This window comes from Silvibacterium dinghuense (assembly GCF_004123295.1).
In the GTDB taxonomy this organism is placed as follows: Bacteria; Acidobacteriota; Terriglobia; order Terriglobales; family Acidobacteriaceae; genus Silvibacterium; species Silvibacterium dinghuense.
Genome location: NZ_SDMK01000005.1, coordinates 336,541 through 353,410, shown reverse-complemented (window position 1 = coordinate 353,410; position 16,870 = coordinate 336,541). Strand labels below are relative to the sequence as shown.

Sequence of the window (16,870 nt, the reverse complement as noted above, 5' to 3'; positions counted from 1 at the left end):
ATGCGATACGACGAGATCCTTGCCTGCATTGATGCGGAAATTCGCCTGCTTCAGCAGGCGAAGGAACTGCTTTTAACTGAGAATCAGCCTCTGCCTGAAAAACCTGCGCGTAAGCCGAAAGCGGCGAAGCCCCGGAAGAGCCAGTATGGAAGGGTTGCCGTGAAGCGCATCGTGTGGCCCATGGAAGCTCCTGTAGTTGTCGAGCCGAAAGTAAAGGTAAAGGCGTTGCGCCAGCCGGTGAGAAGGCGAGCAGTTCGCGCCAAGCTCGCGCTGCCTTCGGCTCTGACGCATACCGTCCCAGACAGGCCGGTTGCCGTGTCTCCCGATGATGTCCGCAGAGCCAGGGAAAAGGCGCTGGCGGCAAGCGTGCCGCAGGCGCCTGTCGAAAGTGCTCCGGCGCCGGAAGTAACGGAAGAGCTGCTGCGGAGAAAATGGACGCTGCAGTAGAGCATATGGGCCGATGAGCTTCGCGAACACCGAAGACCATCGTGCCTTTCGTGAGATATCCTTGCGTTGCAAAGAAGCCGCAGCGGCCATTGCAGCGGCTTCTTCGTGATGCGCAAGATTCTTTACGAATATCCCCATGACGAGTTCCTCTTCTTCCGCTTCACTGTCTGTCTCCTCTTTGCCGATAAAGGATTCGCACTCCTGCCGCTGGGATGTGCTCTCCTTGGGCGAGGTCATGCTTCGCTTCGATCCCGGCGAGCAGCGCATCACGCAGGCGCGCAGCTTCGAGGTGTGGGAGGGCGGCGGCGAGTATAACGTGGCGCGCGGTCTCAGCCGTTGCTTCCGGCAGCGAGCATCGGTCGTCACGGCGCTCGTCGATAATCCTCTCGGGCGGCTGGCGGAAAGCCTCATGCTCTCGGGCGGCGTCGATGTTTCGCACCTGATTTGGCGCGAGGACGACGGCGTAGGCAAGACGTCGCGCAACGGTATCTACTTTCTCGAGCGTGGCTTTGGCATTCGCAATGCGCTCGGCATGATGGACCGCGGCCACACGGCCATCTCGCAGATGCAGCCGGATGAGATCGACTGGGAACATATCTTCGGTGTGGAAGGGGTGCGCTGGTTCCACACCGGCGGCATCTTCTGCGCGTTGGCCGAGCAGCTGCCGCACGTGGCGCGCGCGGCCATGGAAGCCGCACGCCGGCACGGCACCATCGTCTCGTATGACTGCAATTACCGGCCTTCGCTCTGGAAGGCGCGTGGCGGGCGCGGCGCTGCCGCGGCTGCGAATCGCGAGCTGCTGCCTTACATCGATGTGCTCTTCGGGCATGAGGAAGACTTCCTCATCGACGTGCCGGCGGGGCCGACAAAGCCTCCGCATTATGACGAAGCAAGCTTTGCCTCGATGGCTGCGCGGTTGACTGCCGAAGTGCCGCACTTGAAGGTGATCGCCATGGCCGTGCGCAGCACGCCGAGCGCGAACCGCAATGACTGGAAGGCCTTTGCCAGCGCGGAAGGAAAGCTTTCCAGCGCGACAGCGATTCCGAATCTGGAGGTGCTGGACCGCGTCGGCAGCGGCGATGCCTTTGCCTCGGGTTTTATCCACGGACTGCTGAATGGCCGCAAGCTCGACTGGTCGCTCGAGTGCGGGCTGGCGCACGGCGCGCTGGTGATGACCACGCCGGGAGACAACTCCTTTGCGACACTCAAGGAAGTGATGAATCTGATGGCCGGCGCCGGCGCGCACGTTCAGCGATAACGTTTTTTGGAAAACGAGGTACAGGTGCAGAAGGAACAGTGGCTCACGCGCATCCGGCAGACGGGAATTGTGCCCGTACTGCGTGCTCCGTCGAAGCAGGCAGGAATGCAGCTTGCCGAAGCGATCACCGCAGGCGGCATCGACATTCTCGAAGTCACCATGACAGTGCCGGGCGCCATCGAGATCATTGCGCAGCTCAGAAAGGAGCACCCTGAGCTGTTGGTCGGAGCAGGCACGGTGCTCGATCCGGAAACGGCGCATGCCTGTATCGAAGAGGGCGCACAGTTTGTGGTGAGCCCTGCGCTGAACATCGCAACCATCGAGGCCTGCCTCAAAGCAGGGGTGCTGATCTTTCCCGGCGCGCTGACGCCGACGGAGATCGTGACCGCATGGCAGGCGGGCGGCGATGTGATCAAGGTCTTTCCTGCTTCAGCAATGGGGGGCGCGTCCTATCTCAAGAGCATCAAGGCTCCGTTCCCGGAAATTCAGCTGATCCCGACCGGCGGCGTTTCGCTCACAACTGCGAAGGACTTTCTCGCAGCCGGTGCGATTGCGCTCGGCGTAGGCGCAGACCTGTGCGATGTCAACGCGCTCTCGCAGGGACGTTCAGAAAAGATCACGGAACTGGCGCGTGCCTATCGGCAGATTGTGGCAGAGGCACGTTCAGCAGCTTCCTGAGGCAATATGCGGGTTACAGCACGATGGCCGCCCGCTGCCAGGTGAGGCTCGAATGCATTCCGCGTTCGAGCGCGAGGTGTGCAGCGGTTTCGGCATGCGCTGTGCGAAGGTCCCATCGCAGAAGGCGATCTTCGGTCGCAAGCCAGAGTGCCTCTTCGTGCTGAGAGGCGCAGACAGAGAGAACGCAATCCGGCAGCCACCGGCTTGCATCGAGCTGCATGCGCTGGTCAGCGACTCTCCAGCATTCGAGCCTGCTGCCATGGTTGTCAGTGCGCAGTGTGATGACGCCGTGGCTGGCGGCATGTGTCAGTATCGCGGACACGGGGCTTTCCAGCGCGATGCTGTCCCGCAGTTCGATCCGGCTGTTTTCTCCCGGCAGGGGATGCAGCGCATAGATGGAAAGGGAAGTGCAGTGCCGATCGGCTGCGATCAGGGATTGGCCATCCGGCGTCCATGCCGGCAGCAGCGCAGCGACGCCTCGCGGCGTATCGCAGCGCGCGGAGACCGCCATCCCTTCTTCTGAGAGTTGCAGAAGCGTCACCCGCCCGCTGCCCGCGTCCACGCCGGCGGCGAGCGCGGCACGCGGGGAAATCGCGATGCCATGAGGAGAAACGTCCGTGCCGATCTCTTTGCGGGTGCTGGCGACCGGCTCTGGCGTGCCATCTGCGGTGAGTTTCAGCGCATTCCATGCGCGTCCGGTGGCGGATGCGATGACCAGGAAGCGTCCGCACTGCGACACCGCGATGGATCGCGGCCCAGTGGAGGAGAGCGCCATGGGGGTCTGCGCGATGAGACGCAGAGGCTGAGCGCTGTTCTCAACGGCATAGGTTTCGACCACCCCGCGCGGAAGATGTTCCCAGAGTGCGCAATCGCGTGCGACATAGAGGATCGGCAGTGTCGGATGTGTGGCCTGTGCGGCAAGGTCTTCGATCGAGGATGTGCCCAGCAGTTGCGTTGCGCGTGAGGTCGCTGCGAAGGTGTGAATCAGGCCGGTGTTGCCGCAGCGTTGCGCCAGGTGCAGCCACGCCGGTGCCTGCTCGACGCAAAGCGAAAAGGCCGGCAGGTTTTTCACAGAGGCCGCGGCTCCAGTCAGAAGGGCACTCCCGAGGAAGCTTCTGCGGCTGCATTGCGAAGCACTCTTCACTCAGGCCTCCTGCGGCAGCCGGATGCTCATGGCGTGGTGAAAGACGTTGTTGGGGTCGTACGTGCGCTTTACCTTCTGCAGGAATGGATAGAGGCCATCGTGTCCCGTATTCCGTCCGTAGTAAAGCTCCGGCCACCAGGAGTAGCGCAGCATATCTGCGTCTGGATAGTTCATATAGCAACCTTCGTAGCCCTCGCCCCACGGCGTGCCCTGATGGTCGGCATCGACATGGCTCCCGCTGTAGAGCTCGGTATAGAAGCGATCGAGCGTGCGCAGGTGGTCCGCATCTTCATTCGCATTCTGCCAGTGGCATTCCCACTGCAGCTTCATGATTGAGCTGCGCTGCGCGATGGCAGACTCGCCGAGAAGTTCCGTCCGGTTGATCGCTCCGCCGTAGGAATCGATGGCAAGGGAGGAAGAGAATGCCGTTCTGCTGCTGTCCGTGTAGAAACGGTAGATTGTCTGTGCTTCCTGCGCTGTGAAGGTGCGCTTCATGTATGCGGATTTGTACTTGGCCCGCGTTCTTTCGCCGCCGCTGCGATTCCCGGTGGCAGAGATCAGCCAGGGAATGCGTCCGCGCTCGAAGTGGTAAGAGTTCGTGGTCTGTTTCGCCGCATCGCCTGCGTCAGTCGACGTGATTTCAGATACCGGCTTGAACGGCTCGAAGCGTTTTAGAAATTCGCTGAGCACGGAGCAATCCTCCGTGATGCCGTTGGGCTGGCAGAACTGGATATACATGTTCAGGTTTCCGCGCCCACGGTGTGAGCCCACGGAGAGGATGGTGAACAGCCCCCAGGTGTCGGCATCGCGGCCGCGCGTGGCCCAGTAGTCGCCATAAGTCACGAGCAGAGCGGTGAATGCCTCTTCGCTCATCGTCTCCAGGGGGAAATGCAGGCCGGACTCGATCACATCGTGAGGTGCAGCGGGCAGCTTGTCAAAGTAATACGCCGTGATGATGCCGAACCCGGCCGAACCGGCGCCGCGGCACGCGCGGAACAGCTCCGGATCGTTTGTCCGGTGAATGTGGCGCTCCTCGATACGGCCCGACTCAGTCACGGTGAGCATGTCGGCAGCCGAGAGCCAGTCGGAGCTGAGTCCGTGCAGGCGGGAGAGCACACCATAACCTCCGCCCGAGATATGGCCGCCCGCGCCGACGGTATAACAGCTCCCCGCAGGCAGTGTGACGCCATTGCGCTTATAAAGAGCCTGGTAGACATCGCCGAGAACGGCTCCCGGCTCTACGCAATATCGCCCGCTGGCGGTATCCACGCTCACGCGATTCAGCAGCGACAGGTCGAGCAGCATGCCGCCGGGGTTGTTTGCGGTGAAGTTTTCGTAACAGTGTCCGCCGGAGCGCACCGTGGGGCGCAGGCCGTGAGAGACGGCTTCTTGCAGCGCATGCCTTACCTCTGCCGGTGAGCTGCAGAGGGCAATCCTTCCCGGCGCGGCCGCGGAGTTCTCGGGGAATCGCAGATTGCGCCCATAGAGGAGAGCAGGGTAGCGGCGGTCATTTCGGTAGACGACAGCGTCCATCAGCAGCTCTGGAGCACAAGTGGAATCCTTGCCGCAGCGGTGTCAGGATATCGCATTTCCTCGGTATGCCATGCCGGTCTCGGCCGGAATGGCGCCAGGTGGGAATCTGCGTTCAGTGAACCGCGATGCACGGGATAAGGGCTGGGAGCAACGGGGAGCCGGTCCCGGAAGCGTGCGGAATGTCGATCCAGAGCCGCTGTTGACAACTCAATCCTCTCTTCGCTAGCTTGGTATGCCGTCAGATAAAACGTTTTACTCGTGAGGAATGGCTGAATGTCGCAAACATCACAAAACATTTGCCTTGCCTCGTACGAAGGGGCCGCGGCTCGATATCGCGCGCGTCTGACCGCATTCGAGCAATAACAGTCAGGTTTTGGAGGAATAGCTGCGGCTGCACTGTGCTCATGGCGCAGAACGGCTGCACGGATGGGGGCCTTAGGCTCTCCTGACTAAAAGCATTTAGTAAAGCGCTGCCGTCAGCCTCGTATGGCTTCGGGGCTGCCGCGCGTGGATTGCAACTACCAACGCAGTAGAAGCAAGAGCAGTCAAGATTTCGGAGGACAGTCCCATGACGCCATCTCATTCCCGATGGTTCGATGTAAACGTGTTCCGGCATAGCTGGTTTGCCGCAATACTTCTCGCCGTGCTGGCCTGCACAGGGGCTGGAAACAGCCTTGCCCAGATCACCGCTGGCAGCCTCTCCGGTACCGTTCGCGATGCCTCCGGAGCCGTAATTCCCGATGCCCAGGTGACGCTGCAGAACGACACCTCGGGTGACGTGCGCAGCACGGTGAGCAACAGCGCGGGGTATTTCACCTTCGCCGCCGTGCCTTCAGGCGGCTACACCGTCATCATCAGCGCCAAGGGCTTCGCTCCGTACAAGCAGACCGGCATCACGATGAACTCGGGCGACACCCGCGAGGTCGCGGGTATTGCGTTGTCGGTAGGTTCGCAGAGCACAACGGTGACCGTCTCATCGGATGCGGCGCAGATCGTGCCGACTGATTCGGGTGAGCGTTCGTCGGTGCTGAACAGCAAGGATCTCGAGAAGCTGTCGCTCGAAGGGCGTAACATCTCCGAGCTTCTGAAGGTTCTGCCTGGTGTCACGGCGGTGCCGAATGGCGTCTCCGGTGGCAGCTCAGTGGACTTCTCCGCCGAGGCTCCGACAGGCAGCACCGTGGGTGTCGGTTATTCGCCGAGCGGCGCGCCGTATCGCGGCGGTACCTCGTTCTTCCTTGATGGTGCCAACATCATCGATCCGGGCTGCGCCTGCTATTCGATCGCGGTGCCGAATCCCGATATGACGGCGGAAGTGAAGGTGCAGAGCTCCTTTGCCGCCGACGTGCCGAACGGCCCGGTGGTCATCAACACCACCAGCAAGGCAGGCGGAAGCCAGTTCCACGGCGAAGGCTATTTCTACGCCCGCAACCAGGCGCTGAACTCGAACACCTGGCTGAACAACTACCAGGGCACGGCGAAAGAAGACGGCGAGTACTACTATCCGGGCGGCAACATCGGTGGACCGGTGCGTATTCCTGGTACGGACTTCAACAAGAACAACAAGCTGCTCTGGTGGTTCGGCTACGAGTACTACAAGCAGACGCTGCCCGCAGCGAGTCCTCTGGAATCCTACGTGCCCAGCGCGGGCATGGAGGCCGGTAACTTTACCTCGAGCGGCTCGGGCAACTCGGCGCTCTGCCCCTCGGGCTTTTCCGCCAACGCCACCAACTGGTGCAATGACCTTACCGGCGCCGTGGCTCCGGACGGCACCGCAATTACCGGCGGCGTGATCCCCTCGCAGTATCTCGACTCGGGCGCCGCGGCGCTCATGAAGATGTTCCCCGCCGCGAATGCCAACCCCAGCAGCACGCCGGGCGGTTACAACTATGTCCAGAACATCTCGAGCAACCAGAACGGTTACGTGTGGCGTGCGCGTGGTGATTACAACATCAACCAGAACAATAAAATCTACGGCACGTATCAGACCGGCACGACCACGTATGTGACCCTCGGTCAGCTCTATTACAACCCTGCTTACACGATTGCCTATCCCGGTGGCGAGATGACGCAGCCCTCGACCTCGCGTGTCGTGACGTTGAACTGGGTAAGCATTCTCTCGCCCACGCTGACCAACGAATTCGTCTTCGGCTGGGGTTACTTCAACGGCGCAACCAAGGCCGCTGATCTGCCTGCGATCTATAAGTCGGCGCTCGGCTATTCGTATGGGACCGTCTTCAATACGGCTTCCGAAGTCGCGCCTTCGATCATCGCACCCGGTGCGCAGACCTTCCCCAATATCACCCAGCCTGCGCTCTTCGGCGCCAACAACGATTACCCCTCGAAGAAGCAGATCCCCTCGTTCGCGGACAACGTGACCAAGGTATGGCGTTCGCACACTTTCAAGGCTGGCGTCTTCACCGAGCTCGCCGGCAACCAGCAGGGAACCTGGGCCTTCGCCAACGGCGAACTGGGCTTTGCCTCGCAGCCGCTGCCGAATGCGGTGACCGGAACCAAGGTCGCTTCAGGAACACAGATCGGTTCGTATAATCCGACCGCGAACCTGGTGATGGGTATCGCCGATTCCTTCACGCAGAGCAACTCGCTGCCGGTGCAGGATATGGCCTATCGCACCACCTCGGCCTATCTGCTCGATAACTGGCAGTACAACCCTCGCCTCACGGTCAACGTCGGTGTGCGCTTCGATCACATCGGCCGCTGGTACGACCGTCAGGGTACGGGCCTTGCCGTCTGGCTGCCGCAGCTCTATACGAGCGACGTGGCTGCGAACAAGGCTGCTGGCTCCATGGTGTATGAGTATCCCGGCGTGCGCTGGCGCGGCATCGATCCCGGTATCCCGAACGGCGGTTCGCCGACTCGGCTGGCCTACACTTCGCCCCGCCTGGGCTTCTCCTATGACGCGCAGGGCAACGGCGACACCATCATCCGCGGCGGCTGGGGCATGTTCGCGTGGAACGACCAGTTCAACGACTACTCCGGCGCCCTGAGCACCTCGCAGAACATGCAGACCTATACGTCGACGAGCGGTCAGGCAATCACTCTGTCGCAGATCGCCGATCAGAGCACGAGCGGCTATTCCAGCCCCGCGGGCTCGATCAGCGCGGCGGACTACAACGACTACCAGATCCCGACGACATACGCCTGGAACCTGACCGTCGACCGCAAGCTGCCCTTCAGCTCGCTTCTGGAAGTGGCCTATGTCGGCAACAGCACGCACCACCTGCTGATGAGCGGCGAGAGCGATGGTTCGGGCATTGGCGGCACGGAGTTCTCGAACCAGAACAAGATCGCGGTGGGCGGCCTGTATGCTGCCGATCCGGTGACCGGCGCGGCTGCGCCGTCCGATCCGGATAACACCTCGACCTATACACTGGCCGATTACTATCCCTACTCGGGCTGCACCTCGACCGGCGCCTGCTACGGCTACGGCACCAACGCCGTCACCGTGCGCGAGCACACCGGCTACTCCAACTATCACGGACTGCAGATCTCCTGGATGAAGCAGGCCGGACACTTCTCTTACAACTTCAACTACACCTGGTCGAAGTCGCTGGGCATCATCGGCAGCACGCTCGATGCCTTCAATGTGCACGGCAACTACGGCATCCTCGCCATCGATCGTTCGCAGGTCTTCAACTCGTCCTATGCCTACAGCATCGGCGATGTCTATCACGGCGATATGAAGGTGGTAGGCCAGGTCGTGAATGGCTGGACGATCTCCGGCATCACGACATTCCAGAGTGGCGGCAACCTGCAGTCGAACTCGTCGCAGAACATGGGGCTGAGCATCGAGAAGCAGGATGCCTCAGGCAACAACGTGGAGGCGATCACCTCGCGCACCTACTACGGCACCGACGCGAACGAGATCATGCCGATCACCACATGCAATCCGAAGAGCAACCTCGCTTCGCATCAGCTGGTGAACCTCGGCTGCTTCAGTGCTCCGTCGCTGGGTCAGCTGGGCGAGCGGCAGCTCCATCCTTACCTGAGCGGCCCGATCTACACGGACTCGGACCTGACCCTGTATAAGACCTTCCCCATTACCGGACGGCAGAACGTGCAATTCCGCGCTTCGGCCTTCGACTTCATGAACCACTCGCTGTGGGGATTGAGCGGCACGAACCTGATCACGCTGAAGTACGGCACGCAGGATGGGGCGAAGAGCTTCTACACCAACAACTCACTGCTCGGCATTGCGGAGAACACCTGGGGCGTGCAGAACCAGAAGACGCCTTACTCGGGAGCGGCCTACGCCCGTATCTTCGAGCTCTCGCTCAAGTACAACTTCTAACAAAACTCCGGCAGTTCATTGCAGACCGCGAGGCGTCAGCGCCTCGCGGTCTTTTTGCGTTCAGGGGCGATTGCTCTGTTCTTTGTAGGTAGAAATGCAGCCGCAATCCGGTAGCTGCTTTGCGGGAATGGAGGCCAACCTGAATAAAACCTGAAATGCAGCAAGGATGGAGCCGCCGCCCTGTCTCCGGCAAAGCAGTAGAAATAAGTGCCTCTCCGCAATCCGTCAAAGATCGGATGCAGGTTTAAAGCTTTTAAAACAAGTTTCTTAAGCGGCCTACGTTGTGACTGCATGTGCTCACTCAAAGCCTAACTTGATAAGACTAAGAGCGGCTTATCGTGCGGACTTTCACGTGTAACCAGACATTCACGCAGCGTCGCTAGGGTCTCCGAAGATCGCTGCATTTGCAGGCTTATTCAGGAGGCAGGAGTGAGATTACATCGTGTACATCGCTATGTCATGCTGGTTTTAAGTGTTACAGCTTTACTCTATTCAGTGCTGCCCACGCAAATAGCGGCACAGGAGTCGGGCGCGGCGTCTATAAGTGGAACCATAACTGATTCCTCGGGTCATGCAGTACAGGCAGCGACCGTGACGCTCAAGAATCACACTACGGGATTAGTGCAGCACAGTGCTACCGATGATCAGGGGCATTACTCCTTTACGGGGCTCACTGCTGGAAGCTATGACTTGACGATCACGGCGGCAGGATTCAGAGAAACAGGAGAAACCAATCTGAGGCTCTCTGCGGGCCAGGCGCAGAGTGTTCCTGTTCAGCTCAAAGTCGGTTCACTGCAGCAGAGTGTAAGGGTGGAAGCAATCGCAGGCAATTCTATCGCTGGCCAGCATGCACTCTCGCAGAACTCGCTCGACACGGTGGAACCTAAATCGGAAATCAGCAGCGAATACATCAAGAATTTCGCACCTGCCACGACCGACTATTCCGAAATCATTAACATCGCTCCGGGGACGATCAGCTACAACCCGAATGGTGTAGGGCTTGGACAAGGGACGATCTATTTCCGCGGATTCCAGGACGGCGATTTCAACATAACCTGGGATGGCATTCCCTTCAATGACAGCAATAACCCTACGCATCACTCCTGGGTATTTTTCCCCGGGCTTTGGGTCGGGAGTGTGGACTTTGATCGCAGTCCAGGCACCGCGTCCACGATCGGCCAAGCCACCTATGGTGGATCGATCAATCTGCTTTCACCGGAAGTGCCATCAGAACAATCTATTCAGCCGCAGGTCTCCTATGGATCGTTTAATACCCTGCTGCTCGATGGGCGATACAACAGCGGCATGCTGGGTGCGCACAAAAATATCGGTTTCTCTCTCGACGTTCATCGCATGACCAGCGATGGGTTCGAAACTCTGAACTACATCGAGCGCAATGCCGGCGAAATCAAAGTTCTGTACAACGCGTCGCCGAACACTACGATCACCGGATATAGCGGAGTTGTGCATCTTTTTGCCAACGCGCCCAATAACTCTCCCTATCGTGCCCAAATCAACGCGTACGGCTGGAATTACATGATGCAGAATAACGATCCTACCAGCGCGTTCTATCAGTCATACAATAGAAACCTCGTACCCACGGACTTCGAATACGGCGCGATTCGCTCTTCGTTGAAGCACGGCTGGCTTCTGGATGTAACGCCCTATACCTACAGCTATAACAACGCGCAGTACTATCCGAACGACAATCCGAACGATACGACCGGCCTGGCTACAGGCCCTGATAGTTCAACCGGATGGATTACCGAAGCCAACTGCTCCATCGCTGCGAATGATGCGAATGGCGTCATTCCTCCCTGCGCAGTCGACAAGCTGAATAGCTATCGCAAGTATGGCGAAACCTCGACGATCAGTCAGACTTCGAAGTACGGCGTCTTCCGCGCAGGCATGTGGTACGAGTGGGCAACCAGCAATCGCTATCAGATTCCATCGGACCCGCTGACCAACCAGGACGACGCAGTGCCCAATTTTCACGAGAATTACTGGACGAACTCTTATAACCCGTACGTCGAGTACGAGTGGCATGCCACGAAGAAACTCACTCTTATTGCTGGCGACAAGTATGCGTACTACACGCTGGACTTTAAGCAGTATGCAGACAACGGAAAAGTCGTAGGCAACCTTGGGGGCGCACCCTACACAACATCTTCCGGCGGATTCGGCTCTAACTTGCCTTCTGCATCGGCGAACTATCGGTTGACCACGAATTGGTCTATCTATGGACAGTTCGGTAAAGGCGATGAGATTCCTCCAACCAGCGTCTTTGATGTCACGGGCGGTGGCCAGGAAGTGAGTAAACTGCCCAGCCCGCAGACAACGTCCGCGTATCAGGGAGGGACGGTCGTCAAGCTGAATCGCTTCACTTTCGATGCCGATTATTACGTCGTAAAGTTTCAGAACAACTACATCTCGTATGCCGTGACCAATCCCAATAACCCGGCCTACGATCTCAACGAATATTATCTTGGTCCAGATTCAATCACCCAGGGATTTGAAGGCGAGATCAATGCCTCGCTTACGCACGGCTTCAATCTCTACGCCAATGGAACGGTAGGGAAGGCCACCTATACAGGGACCGGCGTTCCCTCTGGCCTTAACGTGACGGACACGCCTTCATATACCCAGGGACTGGGCCTGACCTACCAGGGGCATGGCATGGATCTAGGCGTGATCGAGAAGCGAGTCGGAGACTATTACGACGACAACGGTTCTTACCATAATCAGGTGTATGTCGCTCCGTATAATAACGTCAATCTCTTCCTGAACTACACTTTCCGCAAAGAAGACTCAATCTTTAACCAATCAAAGATCAGCTTCAGCATCAATAACCTATGGAATAGCGAAAATATCACGGATGTTTTCCCCTACAACTCCCCGACTCCCGTTGGCACGTCGGCATACTACGCGACGACTACTCCGTCACCGCTGGACCAGATCAACCTGACCGCGGGGCGGAGTTTTATGGTCACCTTTAAGATGGGAATCTTCCCCAACCGCAATAAGTAGCCGCAATTTCCAAGACAGATCCGGCACATGTGTTTCTCCATTGAAGAGACACATGTGCCGGATCCGGGTTAGCACGATGTTCGTCCAGCAAGCCGAGTGCCCGCTCAATTTGGACTGTCTGATGCATTAAGTCGAAGAGCTCTTCTGCGCCATTTTCGCGGGACGTAACGAACAATGGGAGGAAGCTAATCGCCATTCCAGACGGTTGAGCAAATATCTGGATGTCAGCGCTCAGCGAGACGCTGAATTGAACATAGCTTTTGCATCTCCGAGCGGGTTCAATGAAAAGCGAGTGCAGTTAGGATGGAATAGCCCGTTGGAGCTTGCAAGCAGGATGGTCAATTAGTTGGAAAGCTGGCCAGTGAGATTAAGATCAATCGCAACGTCGTTCTCGGCCTTCCAGAACATGAAGCTCGGGTTCTTGAGACCCCACTGGACGTAGGGAACGACAAATTGAGCCTTTGCCGTTGCCTTCAATCCCTCGATATGAATCTGAATGGGAATCGTCAGGTCGTGAGGATTGCCGAGCAGGGTAAATACGCCACTTACCTGAATCGCGGAATCGCCGGAGGGCGCGATCGTCCCGGTGTAGGTTTTGGGCGTAAAGGAGATGGTCGTATATTGGTCCACCTTGAGAATATCCTTATCCATCTTCTTGTCTCGGCTGTCGTTTCCGGTTTTCCCGCTGCCAGCCTGTACAACTACTGAGCCCGACATCTTAGTGCTGCTGCGGTCAAACTCAATCGATCCAGACTGAATGTGAAACGTGCCCTTGACGATCTCGTGGGTCGTGTTAAGCGTCATCCTGACTTCGCTGGCATCGGGATTGAGGACGAAGGTCTGCTGCTGGGCGCGCGCAGCAGCTGGAGTGAGTATGACGGTGAGGGCGAGGAGTGCGAAAGATTTCATTGCATCTCTCTTCTGTTGCGAATTGATTTAGCCGGCGATTGCCTGGGGAGCAACATCTGAGTGTTGGGTGGCGACGCGTGTGAGCTGCGCTGTTATGCGCATGACGCCGGGCCAGACTCTGAGGCAAAACGGTAATACCGCACGTGCGAGTGCGTTGTTCAAGCCATTGGCTGCAAATTCGGCGAGGCGCATCTGGGGCAGCAATGCAGAGCGCAGGCGAGCCTGGAAGAGCGGCGCCGGCTCGTCTGCAAGAAATGCCGCAGCAGCGCAACGAGCAGTATGCAGGGCGATTGATATGCCATCGCCGGTGAAGGAGGGGATGACAGCCGCCTGGTCGCCGATGCAATAGAGCCCATTTTGAGTTGTGCGCCGGATGTGGCCATAGGGAATATGGGTGATCGCGATCGGCTTGTTGAGTAAGGGCTCAGCACCGGCAAGTCGCATGGCGAGGTGCGGACAGTCCTGCTGCATCTTCGCGAGCAGGCCGTCCCAGCGATGACCTGCTCGTGCAAGATACCGTTGCTGCACCACACAGCAGAGGTTCGCAATGCCGCCTTCCACCGGCTGGATACCACCATAGCCACCGGGATAAAGCATCAGCTCAGAGGCGCTTGCCAGCTCAGCGGCCTGCGCTGGCGCAAGCCGGTAATACATCTTGAAGGCGACCCATCGCTGCGGATCTTTCGGACGTGGATGGCCGCGAAGATCGTGCTTGCCTGTGGAGAGAAAGACCGTTGGAGCTTCGCAGGAGATGCCGTCATCGAGCGTCGCTTGCCACATGCCGGTTGTGGTGCGGCTGAGTGCCTGAACACTGCGCCCGCGCTCAACGCGAACCCCCGCGGCAATGGCTTCGGCGATGAGTGCGGTATCAAGCGTTTTGCGCGTGAGCGAGGCTGCGGGAAAGGGCAAGGGCGCCTCCGCTGCACGCCTGGCGGCGGCGAGGCGAACGTAGGGAATGGGCACTGCGCCAAGCACTGCTACGTCGATGCCAAGTGCATGCAGGTCTTCAAGCGCTTCACCGCTTAGAAACTCTCCGCAGACTTTATGACGTGGCATGAGCTCGCGTTCGATCAGCGTAACGCTTCGTCCCTTTCGAGCGAGCGCGATCGAGGCCGCACAGCCGGCCACTCCACCACCAAGAATCAGGACTTCATCTTGCAAAGCATTCCCTCCATACTCACCGGACATGCCATCTATGGGTAGCGGACTTCATCTTTTTAGTAGACGTCCAAAAAACAGTTCGATACGTCATCCTGTACAAATCGTCATCTTGATGTCGGTAGGCCGCTGCATGAAAGACGTCTAAGGTGTTAGAACGAGGTATTCGATGAGGCGAAACGATTTTTTGATCGTCGTTTTGTGCGCAGCGACGATGGGTGCCGCAGCGCGTGCTGAATCGATTCCAGTGAGGCATATACAACGGCCAATGCACCGGTTTATGGTGGCTCGCTCCGAGGATGGGAAAACCATTGCCAGTGGTGAGTTTTCGCAGGTCGTGCAGGGCAATGAAGTAACGATGCGCCTGACCTATCACTTTCTCGATGGATCAGTCGATGATGAGGCGACGACGTACACGCAGAAGGGTACGTTTCAGTTAGTGCGCAACCACCACATACAGAAAGGGCCGTTTTTTACCAAACCCATTGATTTGACGATAGAGGCTGCTACCGGCATGGTGACCAGCCAAACAATAGATAAGCATGGCAGGATACACGTGGAAAGCAAGCACATGGACCTGCCGGATGACCTGGCGAATGGCATTGTTGGAACACTGCTGCTGAATGTGCCGGACAATGCGATCCCTTTTCGGGTGGGGATGCTGGCTCCGGTTGGCGGCGGACGGTTGATTCGGCTTCTGATCTCGCCAGCGGAAGAGCAAACAGTTCACCTGGCCGGACAGACCCTTGAGGCGACAGTGTTTCGCATTCATCCTGAACTGGGCGGTATCGTAAGGGTGATTGCACGGCTCCTCGGCCTTCAGCCGAAAGATGTGATGGTGTGGGTCCTGGAGGGTGAGGATCCTGCGGTCGCGGTCATTGTTGGTCAACTCGGTGGTTACGGGCCTATGGTTAGCTCGGAGCTAGTGGGGAGCAGCTTCGGGAAATAAGGTTCTTTGCGAACCTGCATCCTAAGTTCTTATAACTACCGGTCGGTAATCAGTCACGACGTGTGGTGAGTTCGTGCCAGTTTAGGCCAAGGTCCACGATGAGCAGCGAGGCAAGAGTGAAGGCAATTACGCCGACTGCGGATAGGACGTCGCCTAGGTGGCTCCAGTAGCGCGGCCAGAGATTCAGCACGCGGCTGGAGACAAAGGTAAATGTAACCGCATAGGAGCGTGCCATCCATTGGCGGTGCTGTGTGATCTGGCGGTTGCGCGCAGTGATAAAGGCGGCGGTGGTGCAGATCATCCAGGCGGCTGCCTGCATGGAGGTTCCGGGAAGCCCCGGGCGTCCGGCGGCGAGAGCGATCCCCGTAAAGGATCCAATGAACACAGAGACAACATAGATGCGGCCGAGCATGCGATGGAGTTGGATATAGCGCTGACGGACCCGCGAAGAGAAGTTGATAGGACCGATCAGAAGAGCGAAGATTCCAGCGAGTGTATGCGGGATGAGGAGATGGCGGTCGGCGATAACCTGCAGACGGTAGGCATGGTACATCGGGTAGTCAGTGATGAGGAGCAGCTCTGAGGTAATGAAGACGAAGAGTACGGTGAGACCGAGCGAGACCCAGAGAATCGTCTTGAATCTGGAACCCTCGGGACGCGGAGCTGGCAGGGTGGAAATTTGCATAATTCGCTATCTCAGAAAGCTAGACGTGATGAGGTGCACCATAAGCTAAAGAGGCTTTCTGCCTTAGCCGGACGAGACACTGCGAGAGGCAACAACTTCACTGCCACCGCCCTACGCACAACCGTCCCGGACGCCATTGCTCCACAGTGACCGCCTCTCGCGGGACTTCCGCCGCATCCAATAGGCGTATCCAGTCTTCCTTCTGGAAGGCCCGCCGAAAAGACACAGGTCCATCATGCCGCACAAATCGGTGCCATCTCACCACACCAGCCAGCCATGCGAATGTCCGGCAAGCTTGCTCCGACCTCTCCAGATCGTTGATAAACCAGCCTGCCCGCGCGTTCGCTTCCATCCATCTCAACAGTGCGACAATCTCCTCATCCTCCAGATGATGCGCCATCAGCGAACTTACAACGATGTCTATCTGCTTCTCCGGTCGATACGCCATCGCATTGCCGGTCACCCATGTGATGCCAAGTTCTTTTGGTGTGAACTCCGTTGCTGCATGCACAGCATAAGGATTCAGGTCGATCCCGGTTAACTGCACAGCAATACTCCGTATTCGCGCCCAGCCTGCAATCTGCCGCAATAGATCGCCGCTGCCACAGCCTACATCCACGATGTGTATTGGATCTGGCGGACCATGTGGCAACCGATCCAGCCAGGCCAGCGTCGGCCGATAACCCAGCAGCCAGCGATTCACCTTTTCCAGGCTGCGCAGGCAGTCACGGAAATCTTCATAGCTGCAGTCGCCATCCATCAGTTCCGGCAAT

Annotated in this window: 12 protein-coding genes; 6 read left to right on the top strand and 6 right to left on the bottom strand. The window is 58.3% G+C overall.

Annotated elements, in window-relative coordinates; all coding sequences use genetic code 11:
- The 3 genes from ESZ00_RS19240 (at nucleotide 1) to ESZ00_RS19230 (ending at nucleotide 2,383) form a co-directional block, all read left to right on the top strand.
- Nucleotides 1-447 carry a hypothetical protein gene (locus tag ESZ00_RS19240; protein ID WP_129210017.1) on the top strand — a complete coding sequence of 149 codons (447 nt, stop codon included), beginning with the start codon at nucleotides 1-3 and terminating at the stop codon, nucleotides 445-447.
- A 136-nt stretch (nucleotides 448-583) separates the two neighbouring features.
- Nucleotides 584-1,705, top strand: a complete 1,122-nt coding sequence (locus ESZ00_RS19235) for a sugar kinase (protein WP_129210016.1) — start codon at nucleotides 584-586, stop codon at nucleotides 1,703-1,705.
- A gap of 24 nt (nucleotides 1,706-1,729) precedes the next feature.
- A complete protein-coding gene (locus tag ESZ00_RS19230; protein WP_129210053.1) occupies nucleotides 1,730-2,383 on the top strand; it encodes a bifunctional 4-hydroxy-2-oxoglutarate aldolase/2-dehydro-3-deoxy-phosphogluconate aldolase in 654 nt (217 codons plus the stop codon).
- A gap of 13 nt (nucleotides 2,384-2,396) precedes the next feature.
- Here ESZ00_RS19230 and ESZ00_RS19225 read toward each other — a convergent pair whose 3' ends face one another.
- Together ESZ00_RS19225 and ESZ00_RS19220 are read right to left on the bottom strand one after the other, a co-directional pair.
- Nucleotides 2,397-3,455, bottom strand: a complete 1,059-nt coding sequence (locus tag ESZ00_RS19225; RefSeq protein WP_164981630.1) for a beta-propeller fold lactonase family protein — start codon at nucleotides 3,453-3,455, stop codon at nucleotides 2,397-2,399.
- Nucleotides 3,456-3,527: 72 nt separating this feature from the next.
- Nucleotides 3,528-5,060 carry an FAD-binding oxidoreductase gene (locus tag ESZ00_RS19220; protein WP_129210014.1) on the bottom strand — a complete coding sequence of 511 codons (1,533 nt, stop codon included), beginning with the start codon at nucleotides 5,058-5,060 and terminating at the stop codon, nucleotides 3,528-3,530.
- Between the two features lie 568 nt (nucleotides 5,061-5,628).
- On the opposite strand from ESZ00_RS19220, the gene ESZ00_RS19215 reads away from it, so the two are divergent.
- Complete coding sequence (locus ESZ00_RS19215; RefSeq protein WP_129210013.1) at nucleotides 5,629-9,369, top strand: carboxypeptidase-like regulatory domain-containing protein; 3,741 nt, start codon at nucleotides 5,629-5,631, stop codon at nucleotides 9,367-9,369.
- Between the two features lie 459 nt (nucleotides 9,370-9,828).
- Entirely contained in the window at nucleotides 9,829-12,396 is a 2,568-nt protein-coding gene (locus ESZ00_RS19210) for a TonB-dependent receptor (protein ID WP_129210052.1), read from the top strand.
- Between the two features lie 342 nt (nucleotides 12,397-12,738).
- Here ESZ00_RS19210 and ESZ00_RS19205 read toward each other — a convergent pair whose 3' ends face one another.
- Together ESZ00_RS19205 and ESZ00_RS19200 are read right to left on the bottom strand one after the other, a co-directional pair.
- Nucleotides 12,739-13,305, bottom strand: a complete 567-nt coding sequence (locus ESZ00_RS19205) for a YceI family protein (protein WP_129210012.1) — start codon at nucleotides 13,303-13,305, stop codon at nucleotides 12,739-12,741.
- A gap of 27 nt (nucleotides 13,306-13,332) precedes the next feature.
- Nucleotides 13,333-14,466: an NAD(P)/FAD-dependent oxidoreductase gene (locus tag ESZ00_RS19200; RefSeq protein ID WP_129210011.1), complete on the bottom strand. Its 1,134-nt coding sequence runs from the start codon at nucleotides 14,464-14,466 to the stop codon at nucleotides 13,333-13,335.
- A gap of 166 nt (nucleotides 14,467-14,632) precedes the next feature.
- On the opposite strand from ESZ00_RS19200, the gene ESZ00_RS19195 reads away from it, so the two are divergent.
- On the top strand, nucleotides 14,633-15,412 hold the full coding sequence (locus ESZ00_RS19195) for a hypothetical protein (RefSeq protein WP_129210010.1): 780 nt from the start codon (nucleotides 14,633-14,635) through the stop codon (nucleotides 15,410-15,412).
- A gap of 49 nt (nucleotides 15,413-15,461) precedes the next feature.
- Here ESZ00_RS19195 and ESZ00_RS19190 read toward each other — a convergent pair whose 3' ends face one another.
- Together ESZ00_RS19190 and ESZ00_RS19185 are read right to left on the bottom strand one after the other, a co-directional pair.
- Nucleotides 15,462-16,097 carry a DUF2306 domain-containing protein gene (locus tag ESZ00_RS19190; RefSeq protein ID WP_129210009.1) on the bottom strand — a complete coding sequence of 212 codons (636 nt, stop codon included), beginning with the start codon at nucleotides 16,095-16,097 and terminating at the stop codon, nucleotides 15,462-15,464.
- A 97-nt stretch (nucleotides 16,098-16,194) separates the two neighbouring features.
- Nucleotides 16,195-16,857 (bottom strand): methyltransferase domain-containing protein, encoded by a 663-nt coding sequence (locus ESZ00_RS19185; RefSeq protein WP_229741124.1) that lies wholly within the window; start codon nucleotides 16,855-16,857, stop codon nucleotides 16,195-16,197.
- Nucleotides 16,858-16,870: the final 13 nt, after the last annotated feature.